Source organism: Natronospira elongata (assembly GCF_034931365.1).
In the GTDB taxonomy this organism is placed as follows: domain Bacteria; phylum Pseudomonadota; class Gammaproteobacteria; order Natronospirales; family Natronospiraceae; genus Natronospira; species Natronospira elongata.
In genome coordinates, this window is the sequence record NZ_JAYGII010000003.1 from 1 (window position 1) to 21,665 (window position 21,665).

16 protein-coding genes are annotated in these 21,665 nt (G+C 59.5%); 4 read left to right on the plus strand and 12 right to left on the minus strand.

Features of this window, described 5'->3' with window-relative positions; genetic code table 11:
• Positions 1-554 (plus strand): IS110 family RNA-guided transposase (locus VCB98_RS02120; protein WP_346049999.1); only part of this gene is annotated, 554 nt, incomplete at its 5' end.
• 405 nt (positions 555-959) lie between these two features.
• Here the strand turns inward: VCB98_RS02120 and VCB98_RS02125 are convergent.
• The gene (locus tag VCB98_RS02125) at positions 960-1,253 is read right to left on the minus strand and encodes a GIY-YIG nuclease family protein (protein WP_346050001.1); all 294 of its coding nucleotides are present in this window, start codon (positions 1,251-1,253) and stop codon (positions 960-962) included.
• Positions 1,254-1,349: 96 nt separating this feature from the next.
• On the opposite strand from VCB98_RS02125, the gene VCB98_RS02130 reads away from it, so the two are divergent.
• Positions 1,350-1,787 (plus strand): FxsA family protein, encoded by a 438-nt coding sequence (locus VCB98_RS02130; protein ID WP_346050003.1) that lies wholly within the window; start codon positions 1,350-1,352, stop codon positions 1,785-1,787.
• On the opposite strand, the gene VCB98_RS02135 is transcribed toward VCB98_RS02130, so the two are convergent.
• The 6 genes from VCB98_RS02135 to VCB98_RS02160 all read right to left on the minus strand — a co-directional run bounded on the left by VCB98_RS02135 (position 1,769) and on the right by VCB98_RS02160 (position 8,293).
• Complete coding sequence (locus tag VCB98_RS02135; protein ID WP_346050005.1) at positions 1,769-2,167, minus strand: cupin domain-containing protein; 399 nt, start codon at positions 2,165-2,167, stop codon at positions 1,769-1,771. The two genes, VCB98_RS02130 and VCB98_RS02135, sit on opposite strands and share 19 nt — an antisense overlap.
• Positions 2,168-2,208: 41 nt before the next feature.
• On the minus strand, positions 2,209-3,732 hold the full coding sequence (locus tag VCB98_RS02140; protein ID WP_346050007.1) for a Y-family DNA polymerase: 1,524 nt from the start codon (positions 3,730-3,732) through the stop codon (positions 2,209-2,211).
• Positions 3,733-3,749: 17 nt separating this feature from the next.
• Positions 3,750-4,358, minus strand: coding sequence for a translesion DNA synthesis-associated protein ImuA (gene imuA, locus VCB98_RS02145; RefSeq protein ID WP_346050008.1), 609 nt, complete (start codon positions 4,356-4,358; stop codon positions 3,750-3,752).
• Positions 4,359-4,632: 274 nt separating this feature from the next.
• Positions 4,633-5,241 carry a transcriptional repressor LexA gene (gene lexA / locus VCB98_RS02150; RefSeq protein ID WP_346050010.1) on the minus strand — a complete coding sequence of 203 codons (609 nt, stop codon included), beginning with the start codon at positions 5,239-5,241 and terminating at the stop codon, positions 4,633-4,635.
• Between the two features lie 112 nt (positions 5,242-5,353).
• A complete protein-coding gene (locus tag VCB98_RS02155; protein WP_346050012.1) occupies positions 5,354-6,730 on the minus strand; it encodes a sigma-54-dependent transcriptional regulator in 1,377 nt (458 codons plus the stop codon).
• Between the two features lie 24 nt (positions 6,731-6,754).
• On the minus strand, positions 6,755-8,293 hold the full coding sequence (locus tag VCB98_RS02160; RefSeq protein WP_346050015.1) for an ATP-binding protein: 1,539 nt from the start codon (positions 8,291-8,293) through the stop codon (positions 6,755-6,757).
• Positions 8,294-8,444: 151 nt separating this feature from the next.
• Here VCB98_RS02160 and VCB98_RS02165 point away from each other — a divergent pair, with 151 nt between their 5' ends.
• A complete protein-coding gene (locus VCB98_RS02165) occupies positions 8,445-9,101 on the plus strand; it encodes an ankyrin repeat domain-containing protein (protein ID WP_346050017.1) in 657 nt (218 codons plus the stop codon).
• 183 nt (positions 9,102-9,284) lie between these two features.
• Positions 9,285-9,716, plus strand: a complete 432-nt coding sequence (locus tag VCB98_RS02170; RefSeq protein ID WP_346050019.1) for a DUF4168 domain-containing protein — start codon at positions 9,285-9,287, stop codon at positions 9,714-9,716.
• Positions 9,717-9,776: 60 nt separating this feature from the next.
• Here VCB98_RS02170 and VCB98_RS02175 read toward each other — a convergent pair whose 3' ends face one another.
• The 5 genes from VCB98_RS02175 to VCB98_RS02195 all read right to left on the minus strand — a co-directional run bounded on the left by VCB98_RS02175 (position 9,777) and on the right by VCB98_RS02195 (position 21,646).
• Positions 9,777-13,421 (minus strand): bifunctional diguanylate cyclase/phosphodiesterase, encoded by a 3,645-nt coding sequence (locus VCB98_RS02175; RefSeq protein WP_346050021.1) that lies wholly within the window; start codon positions 13,419-13,421, stop codon positions 9,777-9,779.
• A gap of 158 nt (positions 13,422-13,579) precedes the next feature.
• A complete protein-coding gene (locus tag VCB98_RS02180; protein WP_346050023.1) occupies positions 13,580-14,791 on the minus strand; it encodes a hypothetical protein in 1,212 nt (403 codons plus the stop codon).
• Positions 14,760-16,130 (minus strand): L-serine ammonia-lyase, encoded by a 1,371-nt coding sequence (locus VCB98_RS02185; protein ID WP_346050025.1) that lies wholly within the window; start codon positions 16,128-16,130, stop codon positions 14,760-14,762. Before VCB98_RS02185 ends, VCB98_RS02180 begins: the two co-directional genes overlap by 32 nt.
• A 200-nt stretch (positions 16,131-16,330) precedes the next feature.
• Complete coding sequence (gene putA, locus VCB98_RS02190; RefSeq protein ID WP_445353988.1) at positions 16,331-19,573, minus strand: bifunctional proline dehydrogenase/L-glutamate gamma-semialdehyde dehydrogenase PutA; 3,243 nt, start codon at positions 19,571-19,573, stop codon at positions 16,331-16,333.
• Positions 19,574-19,807: 234 nt separating this feature from the next.
• Complete coding sequence (locus tag VCB98_RS02195; protein WP_346050029.1) at positions 19,808-21,646, minus strand: cyanophycinase; 1,839 nt, start codon at positions 21,644-21,646, stop codon at positions 19,808-19,810.
• Positions 21,647-21,665 lie beyond the last annotated feature (19 nt).

The following is a 21,665-nucleotide window of genomic DNA, read 5'->3' on the forward strand; positions in this document are numbered from 1 at the left end:
GACAGATTCCAGCGCTGCTGGAGGACGCCGGCAATGGCCTGGGCGTGCTGGACCGAGAAATGCTGGCGGCCGCGTATGAACAACTTAAGCAACTCGATCAGCAGATTGCCCGCTTTGAGCAGTTGATCAGCCAACAGGCCCGCCAGGACCCGGCCCTCAAGGCCTTGCTGGCAGTGCCCGGCTTTGGCCCCATCGTGGCCAGCGCCTTTCGGGGCCATGTCGGCGACGGCCGGGCGTTCCGGCGGGGCCGGGATGTGGCCGCCTCACTGGGGGTCGTGCCGGCTCAGCACAGTACAGGGGGTAAGGCGCGGTTGCTGGGGATCAGCAAACGCGGTGACCGCTACCTGCGGGCCAAGCTCATCCATGGCGCCCGCTCGGTGGTCCGCCAGGCCGGCAAGAAGGAGGACGCACTCAGCCGCTGGGTGCGGCGGGTGGAGGCCAGTCGAGGTCGCAACAAGGCGGTGGTGGCCTTGGCCAACAAACTGGCCCGGATCGGCTGGGCCGTGCTACGACATGATGCAGCGTATGACCCAAGCCGAGCCGTCACCGCTTAAATCGGCATAGGCTGGCGAAAGACAGGTTTCAGAGGAGGTTCCCGCCCGGAATTGCGATGGCTCAGTGAGCCGCGATGACAAAACAGGTCAGACCGGCGCATCGAAAACCCGACAGGGACGCGGGCCGTGTAGGCCGCTACGGCGATTGGGACGATGCGCGCGAATTTCATTGAGGCCCGAGGGCCCGAAAGCGCCCTCATCCAGAGGCCGGATATACGGCAGCAATCCTGTCCCTGTCATCCAGTTCACGGAGCCTTGCAATGGGGGAGGAGACCATATACGTTCCTGAGCAAGCCCACCAGGACCGAAGCCGGGAAGCCACCCGTCACCGACGTCGAAGGGTCCTAGACAGCTCTAAGCCGGTCGAAATACCCCCGCCACCAACAACGCAGAGTCCTGCATAAATCAAACCAAACCAAGCCGAACCAACAACTCATCCCGATCCAACCCCGCCGTAATCACCTCAAGCTTTCCCGCCCGCCGCAAACGCCGCAGCCGGGCCTCGGCCTGCTGGGCTTCGCTGCGGTCCCGGAGGGCGACCTGATAGACGAGCGTGATGTGGCCGGCGCCGCGGGTGAAACGGGCGCCGCGGGAACGGCCCTGGCGGTGCTCTGAAAGCCGTCGCGCCACATCCGTGGTCACGCCGGTGTAGAAGCGACCATCGCAGTCGAGCACATAAAGCCACCAGGAATCTGCCATCTATCGGTCCCTGTCTTGATTTTCACGGGAACATCGCCATATACAATGGCACCAAACGTGAGATCACTGAACGACCACTGGCTGCCGAGGTCTGTCTTGCCTTTAATTCTGCTGCTGCTTTTTGTCGGCGTTCCCCTGCTGGAACTTTATCTGCTCATCCAGGTGGGGCAATCCATCGGTGCCCTGTCCACCATCGGTCTTTGCATTCTGACGGCCGTCATTGGCGCTGCCCTGATCCGTCTGCAGGGGATCCAGACACTGTCCCGTGCGCGGCAGAATCTCAACCGGGGCATGGCCCCGGCCATGGAGATGCTTGAAGGTCTGGCGCTGATGATGGCTGGGGCCATGTTGCTGACCCCGGGGTTCGCCACCGATGCCCTCGGCTTCATGCTGCTGGTGCCGCCGCTGCGACGGCTTGCCATCCGCTCGGGCCTGTCCCGCATGCATGTGCAGTATGGCCCGGCCTGGTCCCGGCAGCACACCCCGCAAGACCATCAGCGCACCATTGAAGGGGATTACGAACGCCGCGACTGATCCTCGCCATCCGGCATGGGATCAGGATCAAGGTCTTCATAAGACTCGGGCCTGAATCGCGGTGTACAGATGGCGAGGAAAACAAGCTCCTCACTACCCATGTTGCTGATACGCTGGGCGGTATCGGCAGGTATCACGACGACATCGCCGGGCCCAACCACCTGGCGCTCCAGCCCCGCCACATCCACCTCACCTTCGCCGGACAACACGACATAGCGCTCCGCGATTCCCCGCAGTCGATGCCAGCGTGTGGTCACTCCTGCCGCCACCGCCGCGCGGGCAACGGACAAGGCCGGGTCGGCCTCATTATTGAGCCATTCGCTGATATGGCAGCGCTCCACAAAGTCAAAGGCCTCGGCTTCCGCTGCACGAAAAATCATGGCCTGTTTCGGGTTATGCATGATGAAAGCCTTTTTGTTGTTCAGCCAAACAGGCCGTGCATGAACCAATGATTGCCGCGTCGGTCATGAAAAATCCATAAGCATCGGCCGTCTTCGGAAACGACCCGATAGTAGTCACGGGCAATGTCCCGTCCCTGCCACCAGCCGGTCTCTATTCGCTCCGGCCCCGACACCTTCTGAAAACCCGCCGTGTATTTCAGGGGCTGGGGTTCGGCCAGTAACCACAGGGGACGGTCATCACGTGGATAGGCCTGGCCTCCCCCACCGGGGTCACTCCGGCACCAGCCCTGCTCAGGATGATGCACGGCTCGACTGGCGAGACTGAATACACGCTTGTCTCCCAGGCGGGCTCGAAGTTGTTCCAGCAAGTCCAGCTTGCGAGCGGAATCCCCTGCTTCCATGAAGAGGCCGCGACTCACTGCAACAGCCTGGCGTAGCGGCCCGCTTTGCAGACTCAGCTCAATAACCGGCTCCGGCAAACGAAGTGCTTCCATTCGGATGGCCAACAATCGGCCCAGATGCTTCGGATCACTGCTCCCCCCCAGCAGACGCAAACGTAACCGGCTCGTCTCCCGCCGGTGATGATGACAGCCCAACTCCAGCCATTCCACCTGGCTGTCATGTCGTCGAAGGAAACGGTGCAGTTTTTCCAGCATGCGCTGGGCAGCCTGCATCAGATGGTCAGCATTCCGGGTCTCGGCCGGCAGAAGCATATGATCATGAAAACGGAGCTGGCCCCGCCAGCAGATCCGTGGATCGGGGGCCCTGCCCAGTGCCCGGTCCAAACCGTTCAGGACATCATTGCCCCAGCGCCGGGCAATGCCATCCCTGGGCAGGCGCAGCAGATCCGCCAGACGACGCAGGCCAATGCCGGCCATGCTCCGGCGCGTCTTGTCATTCAGTCTCAGGGGCGCAAGAGGCAGACGCCCCAGGCGACCGGGCAAGTTAGCCGGATTCGTGACCGGTTTCTCATCGCCCATCCGGGCCAGCCATTGGGCCGCCAGCGGTGTGGGGGCAACTGCGGCCATCGCCGTCAGCCCAAGGCCTTCCATGCGCTCAAGCACTTGCGCCTTGAGCACGTCCAATCCGCCAAACAAACGCAAACTACCACGCACCTCCAGTAGCAAGCCCTCTCCCGGCAACACGCTGACCCGGCCTGTGAAATCCATTCCGGCATCCGCGGCCGCGGCCAGACAGGCGCGCTCCCTGGCCGAATCGCGGCGACACAGACTGGGGGCTTTCACCAGAGCCAGAGCGGAGGATAGGCGCATGTCCGTTGAAACACCGGCTTGCCGGGCCCGGGTATTGAGCCCGACGACACGGGCAGCACCGCCTTCACCGGCCACGACCAAACAGGGCCGCTCATCACCGGGGGTCAGCGATTCGATCACCAGATCGGGAAAGTACAGGCAAAGCCAGAGAACGGAATACGTTTTTCGCGACGGCAGGGGCCTGACCACCACGGAAGACAGATGGCCATGCCTGGCCTGCGGTGGCGGCTTCTCCTTAGGCGCTGTGAGCTCGGGGAACAGGGGCAGAGTCATCGGCAACACCCAGTGATTCAAATATTCAGTTCAAGCCCCCCTGTTTGCCCACCCCGAGATTTGAGGATGTCGATATGCAGGCCCGTGCCCGAGGCCTGAAGCAGCAATCTCAAGGCTGCCGGTGAACGACTTCCGGCCGAGGACGGCGGGCGAAAGCGCAGAGCCAGGGCCTGACCGGCCTCGGCGGCCAACTGCAGGCGGCGGGCATGACGGGCCGCGCCTTCACAATGCCAGGCAAGGACGGCGCCGCAGGCACCGGAGCGAAGGGCTTGCTCCACCGTCCAGATCCTTTCTTCGCGGCTATCGGGACGGGTGACAATGCAGCAACCAGGATCAAGGCCCATGGCGGCCAGGGCGGGGGCATAAGGCACATGCGGCGGTGAGACCCAAAGCACCCAGCGCCCGGCACGGCTCACCGACACCAGAGCCGGCATGATCAAGCGCAGCTCGCCGACCCCCCAACGCCCGGCCAGCAGCTCGATCAGCACCCCCGTGGGCCAGCCACCACCAGGCAATACCCGATCCAGCGCCTCGAAGCCGGTGGACAGGCTCGAGGCACCCGAGGCCCCACCCCGCCGCGGCCGAAACACCCGCGGATCCCGCAACAACGCCTCCAGCCCCGACACGCTACACCACCGAAAGCCTGTCACCCCCAGGAAGCACGGATGGGTTCCCGGCTGTGCGATTCCGCGTCTGTGGGCTGCTGATCCAAGGCACAGCACGCAGCACAGTAGCAGCGCTACGGGCAAGTGCTGCACAAATGCGTCTGGAACGCATTTGAACTGCAAGCTCCGCTTGCAGGCCCGAAGGGCGAAGGCCAGGGACGGCCGGAGTAACGCAGGAGCAGCCGTGCTCAAGCGCGGGAGCGTGCCGACGGGGGGCCATCAGTGGTTCCTCCCCCTATTGGATACGGCCGTTGCGGATGACGCCGACCACGACGCCTTCCAGGACCAGGGTCTGGGTCTCCAGATCCACCTCGATGGGCTCAAAGTCTTCGTTTTCCGGCAGCAGCCAGATCTGCTTACCGCGTTGCTTGAAGCGCTTGACGGTGACTTCGTCATCCAGGCGAGCGACCACGATCTGGCCGTTACGCACATCCGTGGCCCGGTGCACGGCAACCAGGTCGCCTTCGAAGATCCCGGCATCCTTCATGCTCATGCCCTTGACCTGCAAAAGGTAGTGGGCGCGGGGCTGAAAAACCTCGGGGTCCATGCGGTAGCGGGTTTCCACATGCTCCTCGGCCAGGATGGGGGTGCCAGCGGCTACCCGCCCCACCACCGGCAGGCCGGGCTCTTCTTCCATCATCAGGCGAATCCCCCGGGAGGAACCGGGGACCAACTCAATGGCCCCCTTGCGGGCCAGGGCGCGCAGATGGGTCTCGGCGGCATTGGCGGAACTGAAACCCAGATGCTCTGATATCTCGGCCCGGGTGGGGGGACGCCCGGTGTTTTCGATAACCTGGCGGATCAGATCCAGCACTTCTGCCTGTCTTGCAGTCAACTCGCTCATTGCCCACCTCCGGATGGGTGTATGGACTGACAGTTACTGTCAGTATATACAGTATTCCGGATGAGGCAAGGGGTAAGGGGTAAGGGGTAAGGGAACCTTCGTACAGAGGTTTCTATAACTTGCGATAGAGGGTCTGGCGGCTGACACCGAGGATGCCGGCGGCCTGGCGCTTGTTACCGTCCACCTGATCGAGGACATAGCGAATATAGCGGTCCTGGAGCTCTTCCAGGGTGGGCAGACTCTGCCCACTGGCCAGGCGATCCATGAGCCCGGCTCGAACCTCGCTGCCGGTGCCGCCGCGGCCATCATCACGGTAGTTGCGGATGCGGGTGGGTAAATGCTCGGTCTGTATCTCGCCGTCGTGGCAGAAGGTCACCGCTCGCTCGACCGCATTCTGCAGCTCCCGCACATTGCCCGGGAAGGGATAACGCTTCAGGGCCTCGACGGCAGCAGGGCAAAAGCCCTGAATATCCCGGCCTTGCTGAAGACTGAAACGCTCCATGAAGCGAACGGCCAGTTGCTCCATATCGTTTTCCCTTTCCCGCAGTGGCGGAATATGCAGGGCGAAGGTTTCCATGCGATAGAAAAGGTCTTCCCGGAACTCTCCATCCGCAACCAGTTGCTCCATATCCCGGTTGGTGGCAGCCACGATGCGGACATCCACCTCGACATCGGACTCACCACCAACAGGGCGGATAACGCCTTCCTGCAGAACCCGCAAGAGCTTGGCCTGCAAATTCATGGGCATTTCTCCAATCTCGTCCAGTAGCAAGGTGCCACCGTCGGATTGGGCAAAGATCCCCTTGTGTCGCCGGGTGGCGCCCGTAAACGCCCCCGCAGCGTGTCCGAAGAATTCACTTTCCAGCAGGTCGGCCGGAATACCCGCACAGTTGACGGCCAGAAAGGGCCCCTGACTGCGCTCGCTTTCCTCATGAATGGCGCGGGCTACCAATTCCTTGCCGGTACCACTCTCTCCGATCACCAGCACTGGTCCACTGGCAACAGCCACACTGCTGATTTCCTTGTAGAGGCGTTGCATGGCCTGACTGTCGCCAAGCATGCCGTGAAAATCGTCACCGCTGAACGCCTCCCGGAATCGCTGCACTTCCGAGCGCAGCCGCCGATTCTCCATGACCCGACTGACGGTCAGCAACAGGTGATCGATATCAATGGGCTTGGTGAGAAACTCGTCTGCGCCTGCCTTGAGGGCCTCTACTGCCTGCTCGATACTGCCAAAGGCGGTGAGAATGACGAAGGATGGAGGATGGGGCATGGCCCTGGCTTCCCGCAAGAGACTCATGCCATCGGCACCAGGCAGCCGAAGGTCGCTCAGCACCAATTGCGGCTGAAGGCGGGCCAGCAACTCGGCACCCTCCTCGGCCGATTCCGCCACTGCCACCTGCCAACCTTCCTCTTCCAGCTCTTCCCGCATCAGGCGTGCCAGAGAGGCGTCGTCTTCCACCACCAGAATATGCTCGGCTTTTGTCATTATTGCTACCATCTCAATCTCGTGTCAGTCCTGGGAAATCCGCTCAGGCAATCCAGCGCTCAACGCCTCACCCACATCTTCTGCACGTCGACGCTGAAACGGCAGCCAGACCATGAAAGCGGCACCACCCAGGCGACTTTCACTGACATCGATCCAACCATGATGTTCATTGACGATGCCATGGGCTACCGCCAAACCCAGGCCTGTGCCTTCACCTACTGACTTGGTGGTAAAGAAGGGCTCGAACAAGCGGGATCGGTTCTCCAGGTCAATCCCCTTGCCGTCATCCTCCACCAGAAAGCGGATCCCTTCATCCTCTTCCCGGCAGGACAACCTGACCTGGCTGACCGCTTCAGCCTGAACTGCATTGCGGAGCAAGTTCACAAAAACCTGTTCTATCCGAATCCGGTCTACTTCCACCGTCCGGTCCGGAGTGTCCTCAGAGACTTCAAGGCTGATATCCGAAGCCTCGGCCAATTCACGAACCCGATCCAGACAGCCGCCAAGCAGTTCCCCCGCCGGCACCGGTTTACGCTCCCGGCTGGAGGCACGACCGAAATCCAGCAATTGGCGCACGATATGACTCATGCGCTGGACCTCGCTGCGAACATCCTCCAAATTGCCCCGCTGGCGCTGATCCAGCCCCTCATCTCGCAGCACCCGCCGGGCGCGACCATCAACGACCGACAGCGGCGCTCCCAGCTCATGGGCAATACCGGCGGCAAGGCGTCCAATGGCGGCGAGTTTCTCGGAATGCCGGAGGCGCTCTTCCAGCTCCAACTGGGCACTGCGCCGCTGCTGAATCTCCCGCTCCGCTCGCTCCACTGCATCGAGCATGGTATTGAGGGAACGGGCCAGCATCGCCAATTCACGGGGCCCGTCCATTTCCGCACGCACTCCGCGTTCCCCGCGCTCCACACGGGCCATGGCAGCAGTGAGCCGTCCCAGATGGCGGCCCACCGCGCGGTGATGGCCGAGCATTACCAACAGAAGTACGACGACAGTGCCGGCCAGCAGCCCAGCCAGCATCTGGCGCTGCACCTGGCGCATGTGTTCTTCAAAATCACTGGCACGGCGTGTGACCTGAAGCCAGCCAATAATTTGCCCGGTCGCCTCGTCGGCCAGGGCCACATAATGGGAATAGACATCACGCCCATCGATTTCTTCGTATTGACCGGCATCCTCATCCGGCGTCACGGTAACATCGTGAACGAAATCCGGCTCCTGACGGGGACGTACGGCACCGACGGCGGCGATCTGTTCGCCTTCGGCGTCGTAAACGAAAGCACCATAGACCTGGTCCAGTTGAAACACGGACTCCAACGCCTGATGCACTGAACCACGTCGATCCCGCTCCATGCTGTAGCTCACAGGCAGCCGAATCGCCTGGGCAATCAGCTCGACATCCTCCTGCATGCGCTGCTCGGCCCGCTGCTCCATGGTGGCCAGCACCGCCGTCATGGTCAGCAGCACCGCCACCAACAGTGGGACCACGATGCCAAAGACCAGTCGGGCACGCAGACTGAGGCGAAATCCGGCCAATAGCCGGGACATCCATTGCATGGGATCACCGTTTGCTTGAGCAATGTCTCACATTGTGACATTTTTGGGCCTGCAACTCAGCCCACCGCCCCGTGTGACCTCTTCAGGCCTTCCCCGTTCAGCAACAGCGATGACTTGATACAATGCCAGACCCGTTTCCGGGAGCCAGGCCATGACACCCGACGAACAAGCGATTATCTATTGCATTCAGAACCAGGACAGCAGTGAGCTGGCCAGCTTACTGGCGGCCAACCCGGGCCTGGCCGATACCCGCACGGATGCGGGCGTCAGTGCCCTGATGCTTGCCCTCTATACCGGCCAACGACACCTGGCCCGCAGTATTGCTGCTCACCGGATGGGGCTGGATATTTTTGAAGCATCCGCCCTGGGTGTCCGAGCAGTCATTGAGCGCAGTCTGGAAATGGATCCCGATGCGGTGATGCACATCAGCGCCGACGGTATGAGCCCCTTGCATTTCGCCGCCCGTTTCAATCAGCCGGATATCTGCGGCCTGCTACTTGACCGAGGCGCCAACCCGGACTTTGTGAGTGAAAACCCCCTCGCCTTTACGCCCCTTCACGCGGCCGTGGCAGGGGCCAGCCTGGAGAGTACGGAACTGATCCTGGATGCCGGCGCCAGCGTGGACCGCCGTCAGGGAGATGGCCTGACAGCATTGATGGCGGCCGCCGGAACCGGGCAAATTGAGATGGTTGCCTTGTTGCTTGATCACGGCGCCGATTCCGACGCCAGGAGCGAACAAGGCCTGCGGGCCGCGGAACTTGCCATCGATCAGGGGTTCGACGAAGTCGCGGACATCCTCGGAGCGTGATACAGGTGGACATGTCACAGCGTGCCACACCCTTGAGTGGCCCACAGAGTCCGGCTGCCTGCCGCATGCAAAACACTAACCAACTGAATTTCCTGGATTTCCCCCCAAGTCTCGTCTTGCCGGCAATATCTGGCATGGCATCTGCAAAGAAAAAGGCAGATACCAAAGCGACAGGAGGAAACCATGTCACAACCACGTTATACCCTTCTCGCCACGCTGATCCTTGGTCTGGCAACCAGTCCTTATGCTTTGGCCCAGGATGCGGGGCAAGCCGGACAACAGGCACCTGATATCACACCCGAGGAAGAAGGCGCGGGTGATTTGCCGGAAGTGGACATTGATGTGGATGATGGCGAACTGGAGCGCTTTGTCGAAGCCTATGAAGCCATCGCAGCAATTCGCCGCGACACCGCTGAGCGCGTTCAACAGGCCGACGACAGCGATGAAGCCACGCGCCTCCACAAGGAGGGGCATGACAAGAAGCTATCTGCCATTGAGGAAGCCGGACTCGTACTGGAAGATTACAATGAAATTCTCGGCGCCAAGCGAGCTGACCCGGAAACCCGGGACCGTTTCATGAGCATGCTTGCGGAGTACCGCAGTGATGCGCACTAACGATTGCTGAAACAGGGTATGGTCCACCCTGAGAGGCCCGCTACGGCGGGCCTTTTTTGATCATGAGGCAACGTCCAGACGAGAGCGGTGTTTCAGCATCTCAGCCATCTCATCAGCGGGAACCGGACGACTGAACAGAAATCCCTGCATTTCCTGACATCCTCTCTGACGCAGGAACTGAAGCTGCTCACGCGTTTCCACACCCTCGGCCACGATCCTTAGATTGAGGTTATGCCCCATGTCAATTACCGCTGCGGTAATCGCCATGTCATCGGGGTCATCTGGGATATCGGAGACAAAGGATTTGTCGATCTTCAGCTTGTCGATGGGAAAGCGCTTCAGATAACTGAGACTGGAATAACCGGTTCCGAAATCATCGATACACAACCCGACTCCGAGGCGGCTTAACTGACCCAGCATGCGGACACTTTCTTCCACCTCTTCCATGACAGTACCTTCTGTCAGCTCCAGCACCAGATATTCCGGCGAGACCCCGGAGCCGGCCAGTGCTTGTTGAATATGATTCCTAATATCCCTCCGGCGAAACTGCATGGGCGAAAGGTTCACTGAGACCGGAATAAGTGGGAGACCCTCTTCCTGCCACTCCTGGATCTGCTGACAGGCTCTTGTCAAGACCCAGTCGCCGATCTCAATGATCATGCCAGTCTGCTCGGCAACGGGAATGAACACATTGGGTGAGATCAGCCTACCCTCATGACGCCAGCGCACCAAAGCCTCTACCCCAATGATCTCTCCAGTTTCCAGACTCAATTGAGGCTGGTAGTAGAGCACGAACTCCTGCCGCTGAATCGCTCGCCGCAGCTGATTCTCCAGAGATAACCTTTCCCAGGCTTGCACGCTGAGATCATGGGTAAAGAACTGAAAATTGAAACGCCCCCGCTCCTTCGCCTGATACATGGCGGCATCCGCGTTCCGAATCAGCTCGTCAATTTCTTCGGCATCATCCGGATAAATACTGATTCCGATACTGGGCGTCACATGCAACTCATGGTTCCCAATCCGGTATGGCTCTCCCAGAGCGGAAAGCAGCTTGGTGGCAACCTGTGCTGCCTCATTGGCTTCTCCGATCTCTGGCAAGAGAACGATAAACTCGTCCCCTCCCTGCCGACTGACGGTATCTTCGGCGCGTGTTTCAGACTGGAGCCGTCTTGAAACCTCGGAAAGCAAACGGTCACCCACTGCATGCCCAAGTGAGTCATTTACATTCTTAAAGCGGTCCAAATCAATAAACAGAATACCAGCCAGGTAGCCATGACGTTTTGCCTTGGCCAGCGCCTGATGCATGCGATCGCGCAACATGGTCCGATTGGGCAAACCGGTCAGCGTATCGTAATGGGCAAGATAATTGATCTTCCGTTCTGCTTCCTTTCTTTCGGTGATATCAGAAATCACACCATCGAGATAAATGATCCGTCCGGAATCACCTTTAAGGGCAACCGCATTGTTCAACGCCACGAAGCGAGAACCATCGCGACGCATGAAATCAACTTCCTCGTCCCTGTAATGCCCATATTCCTTGAGATGCTCTTGCAGCTCTTCCCGCCTTTCCCTGGAGCAATAATGGATAGGTGCCGGGACCTGCATCATTTCCTCAGGCGAATCGTAACCAAACATTTCCGCCAAGGCGCTATTGACGTATTCCAACTCGCCTTCCGGTGTACTTCTATATATTCCCTCTGAAATATTGTCGGTTATGGAAACAAGGAGCCGGCGGTTATGGTCAAGCGCTTCCTCTGTCTCCTGTCGCTCAAAGGCATTGCCAAGACTGGCCGCGGCAGCCATAAGCGCTGACACCTGGCTCTCCGGCCAACTTCGCTCTTGATGACAGTCATCGAAGCCAATATGCCCCATGAAACCATCCCGAAGCATAATGGGCACCAGCAATAACGATTTGATATCCTGAGACTCTAGAATCTCCCTGGCAGACTCTCCAAGATTCCGAGGCATTGCACGGACCGGACGTCCCTGATTCAGACTGTCATACCACTCCTCGGGCAACAGGGAATAAAGGAGGTTTTGCATATCCGGATTGTCAATCTCCGGCGTGACCCCTCCTGCAACCCACTCATATCGCATGGAGTGCGCGGGCAGCCCCGTTTGCGGATGCGGATGATTGACGAATATATATGCCCGATCGACGCCAGCAGCCCGTCCCAGCAGTGACAACATCTCCTCCACGGCCGCATCGAACTGGCGCGGCGCAATCAAATGGGACAGGCTCTCCGCAATGGCTCCCAACAGGCGATCCCGCTGACCCAGCTCAACCTCCCAATCCTTGCGGTCACTGACATCCTGAATAAACGCCAGGAAATACTGCGGCTCCCCCTCGTCGTTTCTTACCAGAGAAACATTGAATTCGGACCAAATGGTCTCCCCAGTCCTGCTCTGCAGCCGAGCCTCCAGCCACGCAGACTGCACCGTCCCGGCGATCAGAGACTGCAATTCATTTTCCAGGTTCCACTGATCATCAGGGTGAACAAACTCCAATACCGGCCGTCCGACCATTTCCTTTTCATCCACCCCCAACAGACTTCCCAGTCTGGGCGTAGCGCGAGACCAGCGTCCATCTATATCCACATGGGTAACCATGATCAGGGAAAGCTCTTCGGTTCGCTTGCGCTGCGCCTCACTCTCTCCCCAGGCCCGAGTCATCTGTTCGGCCAGTTCCTCGGCCCTGTAGCGGGTCTGATAACCATTGCGAACCAGGAAAACGAGCAAAACACTGACCAGCCAGCTGGCGACCAGTACGGCATAGGGGAAAGGTCCTGGGTGAAACGACCGGCTGAGCTGCAATTCCCATTGCCGATTTCCAGCCTCCAGGGTACCAATGACGCTCACCCCTCCTTCCAAGTTCTGATCGGCCCGGTTATCGAAAATGGGTGTTGGTCCGTCATCTACACCACGATCGTTTACCGTCAAATGGTAGGAGTCCAGCCTCTCTTCGAGACCGGCGAAAAGGCTCTCAGTGCTTAGCGTTATCGCAAGCCATCCAAACAGGGCCTGATCAGGCCCCCGGCCTTCCATGAATAAAGGGGAAACGAATATCATACCCGGAATAAGACGCTCTTCAGGAAATTCCGTTTCGTTGCCGGCCGGAGAAAACTGCAGGGGCGCGGATAGCACGGGTTCTTCAAGGCTTGCCGCCTGGAGTAGAGCATCCCGGGGCGTACCCGCCTGGCATGCATCGTAGCCTGGCTGCCCGCCGCCTGGTGCCGACGAATAGGTGATCACACAGAGGAAATCTCTCCCTGAATCACTGATCACAGCAAAATCAGAGTCCAGCTGCGCTTGAATTTCAGTTTCGAAATCATGAACCTCATCTGGCGACAGATGTCGCAGGAGGTTGAGGCTATCGACCTGGGGATAGTTGAATTCAAGATTGAGACGCCTAACAAACTGCTCCCAGGCGTTGGCATCAGGTGGGCCAATATACTCAAGGGATGCAGACGACGCCCTCAGAAGGGAGAGATAACGTCCGGTGCGGGCTTCCAGCTCTCGCTGCACAACACCGAGGCGGGTATGCAGCTCACTGGTCTGCTCCACTCGCTCGGCCTCAAGGGCGAGACGCCAGGCACCAAAGCCCAGAGCCAATAAAACAAGCAACAAGGTCAACAACAAGGCAGTCTGCACGGGTCTTTCGCCCATGCCTGATGACCGGCTTCCGCTGTTTTCGACTGGCCGCATCTGGATGCCCCTGGTGAGTTGGCGCCCTCCTGGCCGTAAGACCTCACCGCATGACACTCACTCCGGGCTTCCCAGCCTCGGCCCCTTTTTCCCCAAGTCTAATCCATTCTCCTCTTCCTGCACCAATCCATCCCCCAATCTCGGCTTCCCCAGTAATTTCAAGGCCTCGGAAGCCGCCCGCCACCGCAGTCTTTACCTTCAAGGAAAGCCAACACCGCTTCGGTCATGGCCAGAGTCCGGGTGCCAATATCCACTGTGAGGAAATAATGGTCAGCACCACTCTCTACCAGACTAATCTGCCCCGCAACCTTGGTGTACATCAGTGGCGCCAAGCCGTCATTGGGTCCGTACCGAGCAAGAAAACGGTGACGTCCCCTGGCACCTTCGCTGACCTGCGTAGTCATGGGTACGGCCACATAATTGATCACAGGGAGGTTTTCTGGGAGTCGAGCCTTTTCCAGACGCTCTCTACTTCGGTCAGTTCGCAGGGAATGGAGGCTATTCCAGTTCCAACCATAGCGAAGAAAGACGAGACGAGCCATCAGGTTCCTGGGAAATCGGGTCCATTGATCCGCCAGTGGCGTCCCGCCCAGGACCCCGCCGGCATTGACCCAGGCGACTACCGCTTCGCCCTCTTCCGGCGTCAATAATGTCCCCAGGGCCCAGTGGACCTCCGCAGCCGATTTACTGGCGCTCACAACGATCAGGTTCAAATCCGTGCCCTGATAGTCGCGTATGGCATCGGCCAGCATCTCCGCATTGGATTCCACGCTGCCATCCTGCGGCGTGGGCACGAAATGGTACTCCAGGGGTGTGTGATCCAGGCTGGCACGGGTACGGGCGAAATCCGCTTCGGTCTGGGCATTATCCTCATACAGCCAGCCAGGGGCGAACAGGATCTTGTAGTTATCGGCGGCGTTGAATATCAGCAGATCCCGCAAGTCATCGGCGGAACGTAAACCCTGGCTGGCTTCAGTAACACAGGCCTGCCAGTGGCGATTACCTTCACCAGCGCGTATGTGGCGGGCAAACATCAGGGCTGCCAGATCGACAGAGTCCGTTGCCCGGGTCACCTCGCCAAGGAGCGCCTGGGACAAGCCCTCATCGGACAGTCGAGACTCAAACTCTGCAATTTTTTCGTACCAGCCGTCGGGGTGTACATCCGGATAATCTTCCAGATAATAGCGGGCAATGGGTGAATCCAGTTTCGCAGTGAAGGTCTCCCCGGCCAGTAATCCACTGGCCGGATAAGCTTGATCCAGCCGGCCCTGGCTGCAAGCAGCCAGGGCAAACAGGCATGGAAAGAGGAGAAAGGAGTTGCGTACAGCTATAAGAAAATCAGCATTCCGGGACGTTGACGGCCAGACCACCCTGGGAAGTCTCCTTGTAAATGCTCTTCATGTCGTTGCCCGTCTGGCGCATGGTCCGAATGACCTGATCCAGGGACACTTTGTGCTGACCATCCCCGCGCATGGCCATGCGTGAGGCGTTGATGGCCTTGAGCGATCCCATGGCATTGCGTTCAATACAGGGGATCTGCACCAGGCCACCCACTGGATCACAGGTAAGACCCAGATTGTGTTCCATGCCAATTTCAGCGGCATTTTCCACTTGCGACAGGCTGCCACCAATTGCCTCCGTGAGCCCGGCCGCAGCCATGGAGCATGCCACCCCGACCTCACCCTGACAGCCCATCTCGGCACCGGAGATACCGGCATTTTTCTTATACAGAATCCCAATCGCCCCGGCAGTAAGCAGGAAGCGGATAACCCCTTCATCCGAGGCGTCGTCTACAAATCGATTGTAGTAGTGCAGTACCGCCGGAATGATTCCCGCCGCACCATTGGTAGGAGCGGTTACCACTTGACCACCAGCGGCATTTTCCTCATTCACTGCCAGGGCAAAGACATTGACCCAGTCCAGCAGGTCCAGATGTTCGTCGGCATTCTGTTCCTGTAGCTCTCGATACAAACGAGGCGCCCGCCGTCGAACTTCCAATCCGCCCGGCAGATTCCCCTCGACGCGGAACCCCCGTTGAGTACACTCTTGCATGACCTGCCAGATCGCCAGCAACTCTTGGCGAACCGTGTCTTCATCCCGCCAGATCTTCTCGTTCTCCAGCATCAGGGCCCAGATGGACATATTGTTGTCACGGCATTGGGCCAGCAGTTCTTCAGCCGTGTTGAAGGGATGGGGAATCGGTGCTTGATCGTCACTGGCTCCATCGCCCTCTTCTTCGTGTTCACGGACAACAAAGCCACCACCAATGGAATAGAAGATCTCCTCGTGAACGACGCCTCCATCGGCATCAAACGCCACCAGCCCCATCCCATTGGAATGCCGGGGCAGACGTTCGCCCTTGTGAAACTCAATCTTCTCCGCTGGATCGAAAGCGATCTCATGCTGTCCCAATAGTTTGATACGTTTGGCCTGCCGAACCGCTGCCAACATGTCATCGATGGCGTCGGGATTGACATCCCGGGGCGTCTCGCCAAGCAGCCCCAGAATCACGGCCTTGTCCGTGCCGTGCCCCACACCGGTCAGCGCCAGTGAACCATAGAGCTTGACGACCACCTGGGCGGTACGTTCCAGCCCGCCCTTCTCCACCAGGTCTTCACAGAAGGCCAACGCCGCCCGCATGGGCCCCACGGTATGGGAACTGGACGGCCCGATGCCAATCTTGAACATGTCGAATACGCTGACTGCCACAATAAGAACTCCGTTCTTTTGGAGATGAAAGTGAACAGTTCCCAGTGAACAGCGGGCCGTACCTACTCAACCGCTGTCCATTTCCTGAAAGGCCATTGCCGACTGGAGCCTTGAGTGCACTGGTATCTTGCCAAAGCGGCACTCTATCTCCGAGGGCACGGCCCACTGTTCACTTTCATCTGTTCACTGTTCACTTTATCTTAATCATCCGACAACGCCAGCAGGCTGGCATTACCACCGACGGCGGCGGTGTTGACTGTCAGAGTACGCTCGTTGGCAAAACGTAGCATGTAGTGGGGGCCGCCGGCCTTGGGGCCAGTGCCGGAAAGGCCCTGCCCGCCGAAGGGTTGCACGCCCACCACTGCGCCCACCATATTGCGATTCACATAGGCATTACCCACCTTGATGCGACGCTGGATGTAATCCGCCTCGCTGTCAATCCGGGTGTGGATGCCCAGGGTAAGCCCGTAGCCGGTCTTGTTGACCGCGTCGATGACCCGATCCAGATCCTTGGCCTTGTAACGCACCACATGCAGGACCGGGCCAAATTGCTCTCGCTCCAGCATGGCAATGTCGTCAATCTCCACCGCCACAGGTGCCAGGAAGGTGCCATTGGCGCAGTTCGGGCCCAGAGGCGCTTCCTTGATCAACTTGCCCTTGCCCTTGATCCACTCCACGTGCTCACTCAGCCCCTTGTAGGCCTTCTCGTCGATGACCGGACCAATATCGGTGCTCAGCAGACCAGGATCACCCACCGTCAAGGTGTCCATGTAGCCGCTGAGGATTTCCAGCACGCGGGGGGCAATCTCCTCCTGGAGACAGAGAATACGCAGCGCGGAACAACGCTGGCCGGCACTGTGAAAGGCAGACTGTACGACGTCGTCGGCCACCTGTTCCGGCAGCGCCGAACTGTCAACAATCATGGCGTTCTGGCCGCCCGTTTCCGCAATCAAGGTGGGAATGATGCCTTCCCGCTCGGCCAGCGTGCGATTGACCAGCTTGGCGGTCTCGGTGGAGCCGGTAAAGGCCACACCGGCGATACGCTCATCCGGGGTGACAATCTTGCCGATCGTGCTGCCACGACAGGGCAGGAAATGCAGCACATCGCCGGGCACGCCGGCCTTGTGCAGCAGTTTGACCGCCAGGGAGCCAATCAGGGAAGTCTGTTCGGCCGGCTTGGCCAACACGGCATTGCCGGCGGCCAGGGCGGCGGTGACCTGACCGGTAAAGATCGCCAGAGGGAAATTCCAGGGGCTGATGCAGACAAACACACCCTTGCCGGTCAATCGCAGGGTATTCTTTTCGCCCGTGGGCCCCGGCAGCGGTATTTCCGCGCCAAACTTTTCTTCACACTGGTTGGCGTAGTAGCGCAGGAAGTCCACCGCCTCGCGAACCTCGGCAACGCCGTCAGGAATGGTTTTGCCGGCTTCGCGAGTACACAGGGCCATGAGTTCCCCCATGTGCGCCTCGTAGAGATCCGCCGCCTTGCGCAGAATGGCTGCCCGCTCGGCGGCCGGAGTGGCATCCCAGCTCGGCTGAGACTTGTGGGCAATGTCGATGGCTTCACGAACCGCCGACTCCTCCGGCTCGTAATAGACACCCAGGGAACGGCGGTTATCGCTTGGGTCCACCGCCCGCACTTCCTTGCCACCACCGTGGATCTTGCCACCAATAATCGCCCTGGCCTCCCATTGCTGCTGCATGGCCTTTTCCATGGCTTCAGCCAGCGGCGCCAACTCGTCCGGATCCGTGAGGTTCACGCCAAGGGAATTCTCCCGCTCCTGGCCGAAGCTGCGGTACAAGTCCTTGGGCAGGGGAATTTTCGGATGGGGAATCTGCTTAAGTTTTTCCACTTCGGCCACCGGGTCCCTGGTGATCTGACTCACCGGCACCTTGGGATCCATGATGTGGTTCACAAAGGAGGTATTGGCGCCATTCTCCAGCAGACGACGGACCAGATAAGGCAGCAGCTCCTTGTGCCGACCCACGGGGGCATAAACCCGGCAGGAGATTTCCGGCCTCTCCCGCATCACTTCGCCATAGAGTTCCTCCCCCATACCATGCAGGCGCTGGAACTCGTAATCGCTGCGACCACCGGCCATCTCCAGAATGCTGGCCAGGGTATGGGCATTGTGGGTCGCGAACTGGGAATAGATCTGGTCGCACTCTTCCAGCAACTTGCGAGCGCAGGCAAGATAGGAAACGTCGGTATTCACCTTGCGGGTGAAAACCGGATAGGCGTGTTCGCCTTCCACCTGAGCCCACTTGATCTCATTATCCCAGTAGGCCCCCTTGACCAGCCGCACCGGCATCTTGCGACCGACATCGCTGGTGAGCGCATTCAGCCAGTCAATCAGCCGGATGCAGCGCTTCTGATAGGCCTGGATGGCCAGCCCGAAGCCTTCCCAGCCTTCCAGGGAGGGGGAGCGATAGACCGCTTCGATCACTTCCAGTGAGATATCCAGGCGATCGGCCTCCTCGGCATCCACTGTCAGCTGTATACCAGCGTCCCGGGCGCGCTCGGCCAGGCGCAGCAGCCGCGGCACCAGTTCATCCAGCACGGCTTCACGGTTGGCGTATTCATAGCGGGGATGCAGGGCAGACAGCTTCACCGAGATACTGTGGGCCTGCCAGATGGACTCATCCTTGCCCACGGCCTCGCCGGTCTTGTCGATCGCCTCGGCATAGGCCTCGAAATAGCGATCCGCATCGGTCCAGGTCAAGGCCGCTTCGCCCAGCATGTCAAAGCTATGGCGATAATACCGGTGCTCCTTGCTGCGCGCGCGCTTGAGGGCCTCTTCAATAGTCCGCCCCATGACGAACTCGAAGCCCAGAATACGCATGGCCTGGCGCATGGCGCCCCGTATCATGGGCTCACCCAGGCGCGCCGTCAGCCGACTCATGAAACCGGAGACATCCTTGCGCGTGCGCTTGTCGACCTTGACGACCCCGCCGGTCAGCATCAGGCCCCAGGTGGACGCGTTGACAAACAGGGAGTCGCTCTCACCCAAATGAGAGCGCCAATCACCGGAGGCGATCTTGTCCTGAATGAGCTTGTCGGCGGTAATGGCGTCGGGCACCCGAATCAGGGCCTCGCACAGGCACATCAACACCACACCTTCCTGGGAAGACAGGTCATACTGCTGCATGAAGGCGGAAATACCTGTCTTTTTCACGCCCTTCTTGCGAACCAGTTCCACGAGGGACTCGGCCTTGGCCACGATCCGACGCCGGGTGGCGTCATCCAGACGCGCCGCGGGCAGCAGGCGTTCCATGCATTCCGCCTCGTCGGCCAGGTAGAGCTTGTTCATTTCAGCCCGCCGTTCGTCCATGGCGGGGCGGCCATTCTCGAAAATGAAAGGGGTGGTTGCCGGCTGGCTGCGTTCGGGTAGTGCCACGATAAGACTCCCGCTGATATCCGGAAATAAGGACCACCGCCCCATAGGGGCGGCATGAATGCGATTGACGACTCTCCCGGCGACTCCCAGCAAAAGTGGCCGGGGCAGCCGTCAAGGCGACTATTCTAGCTCAAACGCCCGTCCGTGACAGCCCGTCGGGGCTGTCCATCTTGTTGGAAAAAATACGACAGGGGTTTGTTCCAAAAGGTTTTTTTCCAAACAGGGTCGTTTGGAAGGCGGTGCCGGCCACCTGGGCCGGCACCGGGCCCGGGGACAAGGTCAGAATTCGGCGGTCACGCTGTCAGAACAGCGCGCGCCCTCGGCATCGCATAGCTGATACACATAACTACCGCCACCCTGGCCGCCCGGGACATCCGTGTAGCTGTCGGAATCATTCACCACGGCCACCTCTTCGCCATCCCGGAAGACCACCGCAGTCTCGTCCTCCAGGCCAGTCCAGGACAAATCCACATGATGGCGGCCACGTACCCTGTAGGGGTCAAGCTCTAGCTCCACCGAGTCTGTATCGCCGTCGTCGCCCCCGTTACCATCATCATCACCGTTGCCATTATCATCCCCGTTCCCGGGCTCCCCGCCGGAAGCAATGGTCTCCACCTGCCCGGTTCGGGAATTCAGGGCCATGTCGCGGTTGTCTGAATCCGCCAGGACATGAACCCGCAACCCACTCATGCCCAGGGTGGCATCCACGCCATTCTTGGAATCAAAGTTGGCTGCCTCTGCCTGGAACTCCGCCGAGCGGGCATTGATGAAGATGCTCGCCAGATCGGGCCCAGCCAGCAATTGATCCGGCACCTCGGCAGATCGCTCAACGGCACCGCTGACGCCATTGTAGTCATCATGAAAGAGCAACAAGCCCAGCTGGACCCGCCCATCCCCCAATGCGGAGAAAACCGTTTCCTGGCGATACCCCCGCTCCCCATCTTCCAGAGCATGGGTGTGGCCGGCCGCTTCCAGAATCACGGTGCCCCGGGTGCTTTCCTCAAGCTCAAAGGGGCTGTCGAAAATGAGCCATTGGAAATAGTCGGCATCGTTCACAACGGCGCCATCCACAAAAAGGGCACCATCATTGGCAGGACCCTCGCCAACCGTATCCACGGACTCGGCATCAATCGGCGGGATGGCCTCGGCTTCATCAAAGCTCCATCGCCAGCCATCTGACAGCCGGTCCAGACGCACATCGGTATAGATCAATGGGCGACCGGGCTCCCGGACCATCTCGGTCTCCTGCAGGCTGGTAAAGAAGCTCACCCCACCGTGACCGATGACTTCCGCTTCACCCTCCTGAACCACAATGCCACTGTATTCCTCGATGCCAATACCCACCAGGCTGTCCGAGGCGCCATCGTCAATCGCCTTGGCATGAATACCCAGAAGACGACCCATTCGTCCCCGCCAGGTGTAATGCGTATCGACCACGGCATTGTCGAGGAAGGCCAGGAAATCTTCGTGGATGCCGCTGCCACCGTCCCGGTCATCCAGGTAGCTACTGTGGCTGTCGTATAGAACATCCGTGCTGATCATGTCCTGCCCCGAGGCATAGCTCAGTGAGGACAGACTCATGGCCCCGGCGCTGGTACCACCGATTGCACCGCCGGCGGCATGCACATCCCGAATATGGGACTCCAACAGCGTGCCTTTCCACCAGGTCACATACTCCCACTGGTCACCACCGCGAATAAAGATCACATCGGCATCGGCTACACCATCAACCACAGCGGGATCATCAGCCCGGTTGCGACTGTCAACTTCCACATTCTCGAAACTCACTTCTTTCCCGAGGGTGTCGCCAATCCAGACAAAGTATTCACCCAGCCAGTCCCTATCACTGGGGTTACTGGGGAAACTGGTCGCAAGGATGGCTACACGAACCACCCCGTCGCCGTGAATATCGCCGTTATCAAGCAACCGGGAATACAGCCCGTATGACCAGCTACTGGTATCTCCTACATCACCTTCAGCGCCACCGCCGGCAAGGACCAGAAGTGCTTCCCCGCCATTACTCGTCTCGCCATTGCCCGATGAGGCATCGCTTTCGGAAAAGCAGGCGGCAGAAAGCGCGAAAAATAGCGATAGGACAGCAAACTTAAGATAAGGCATAAGACCTCCTCGGCTCAGC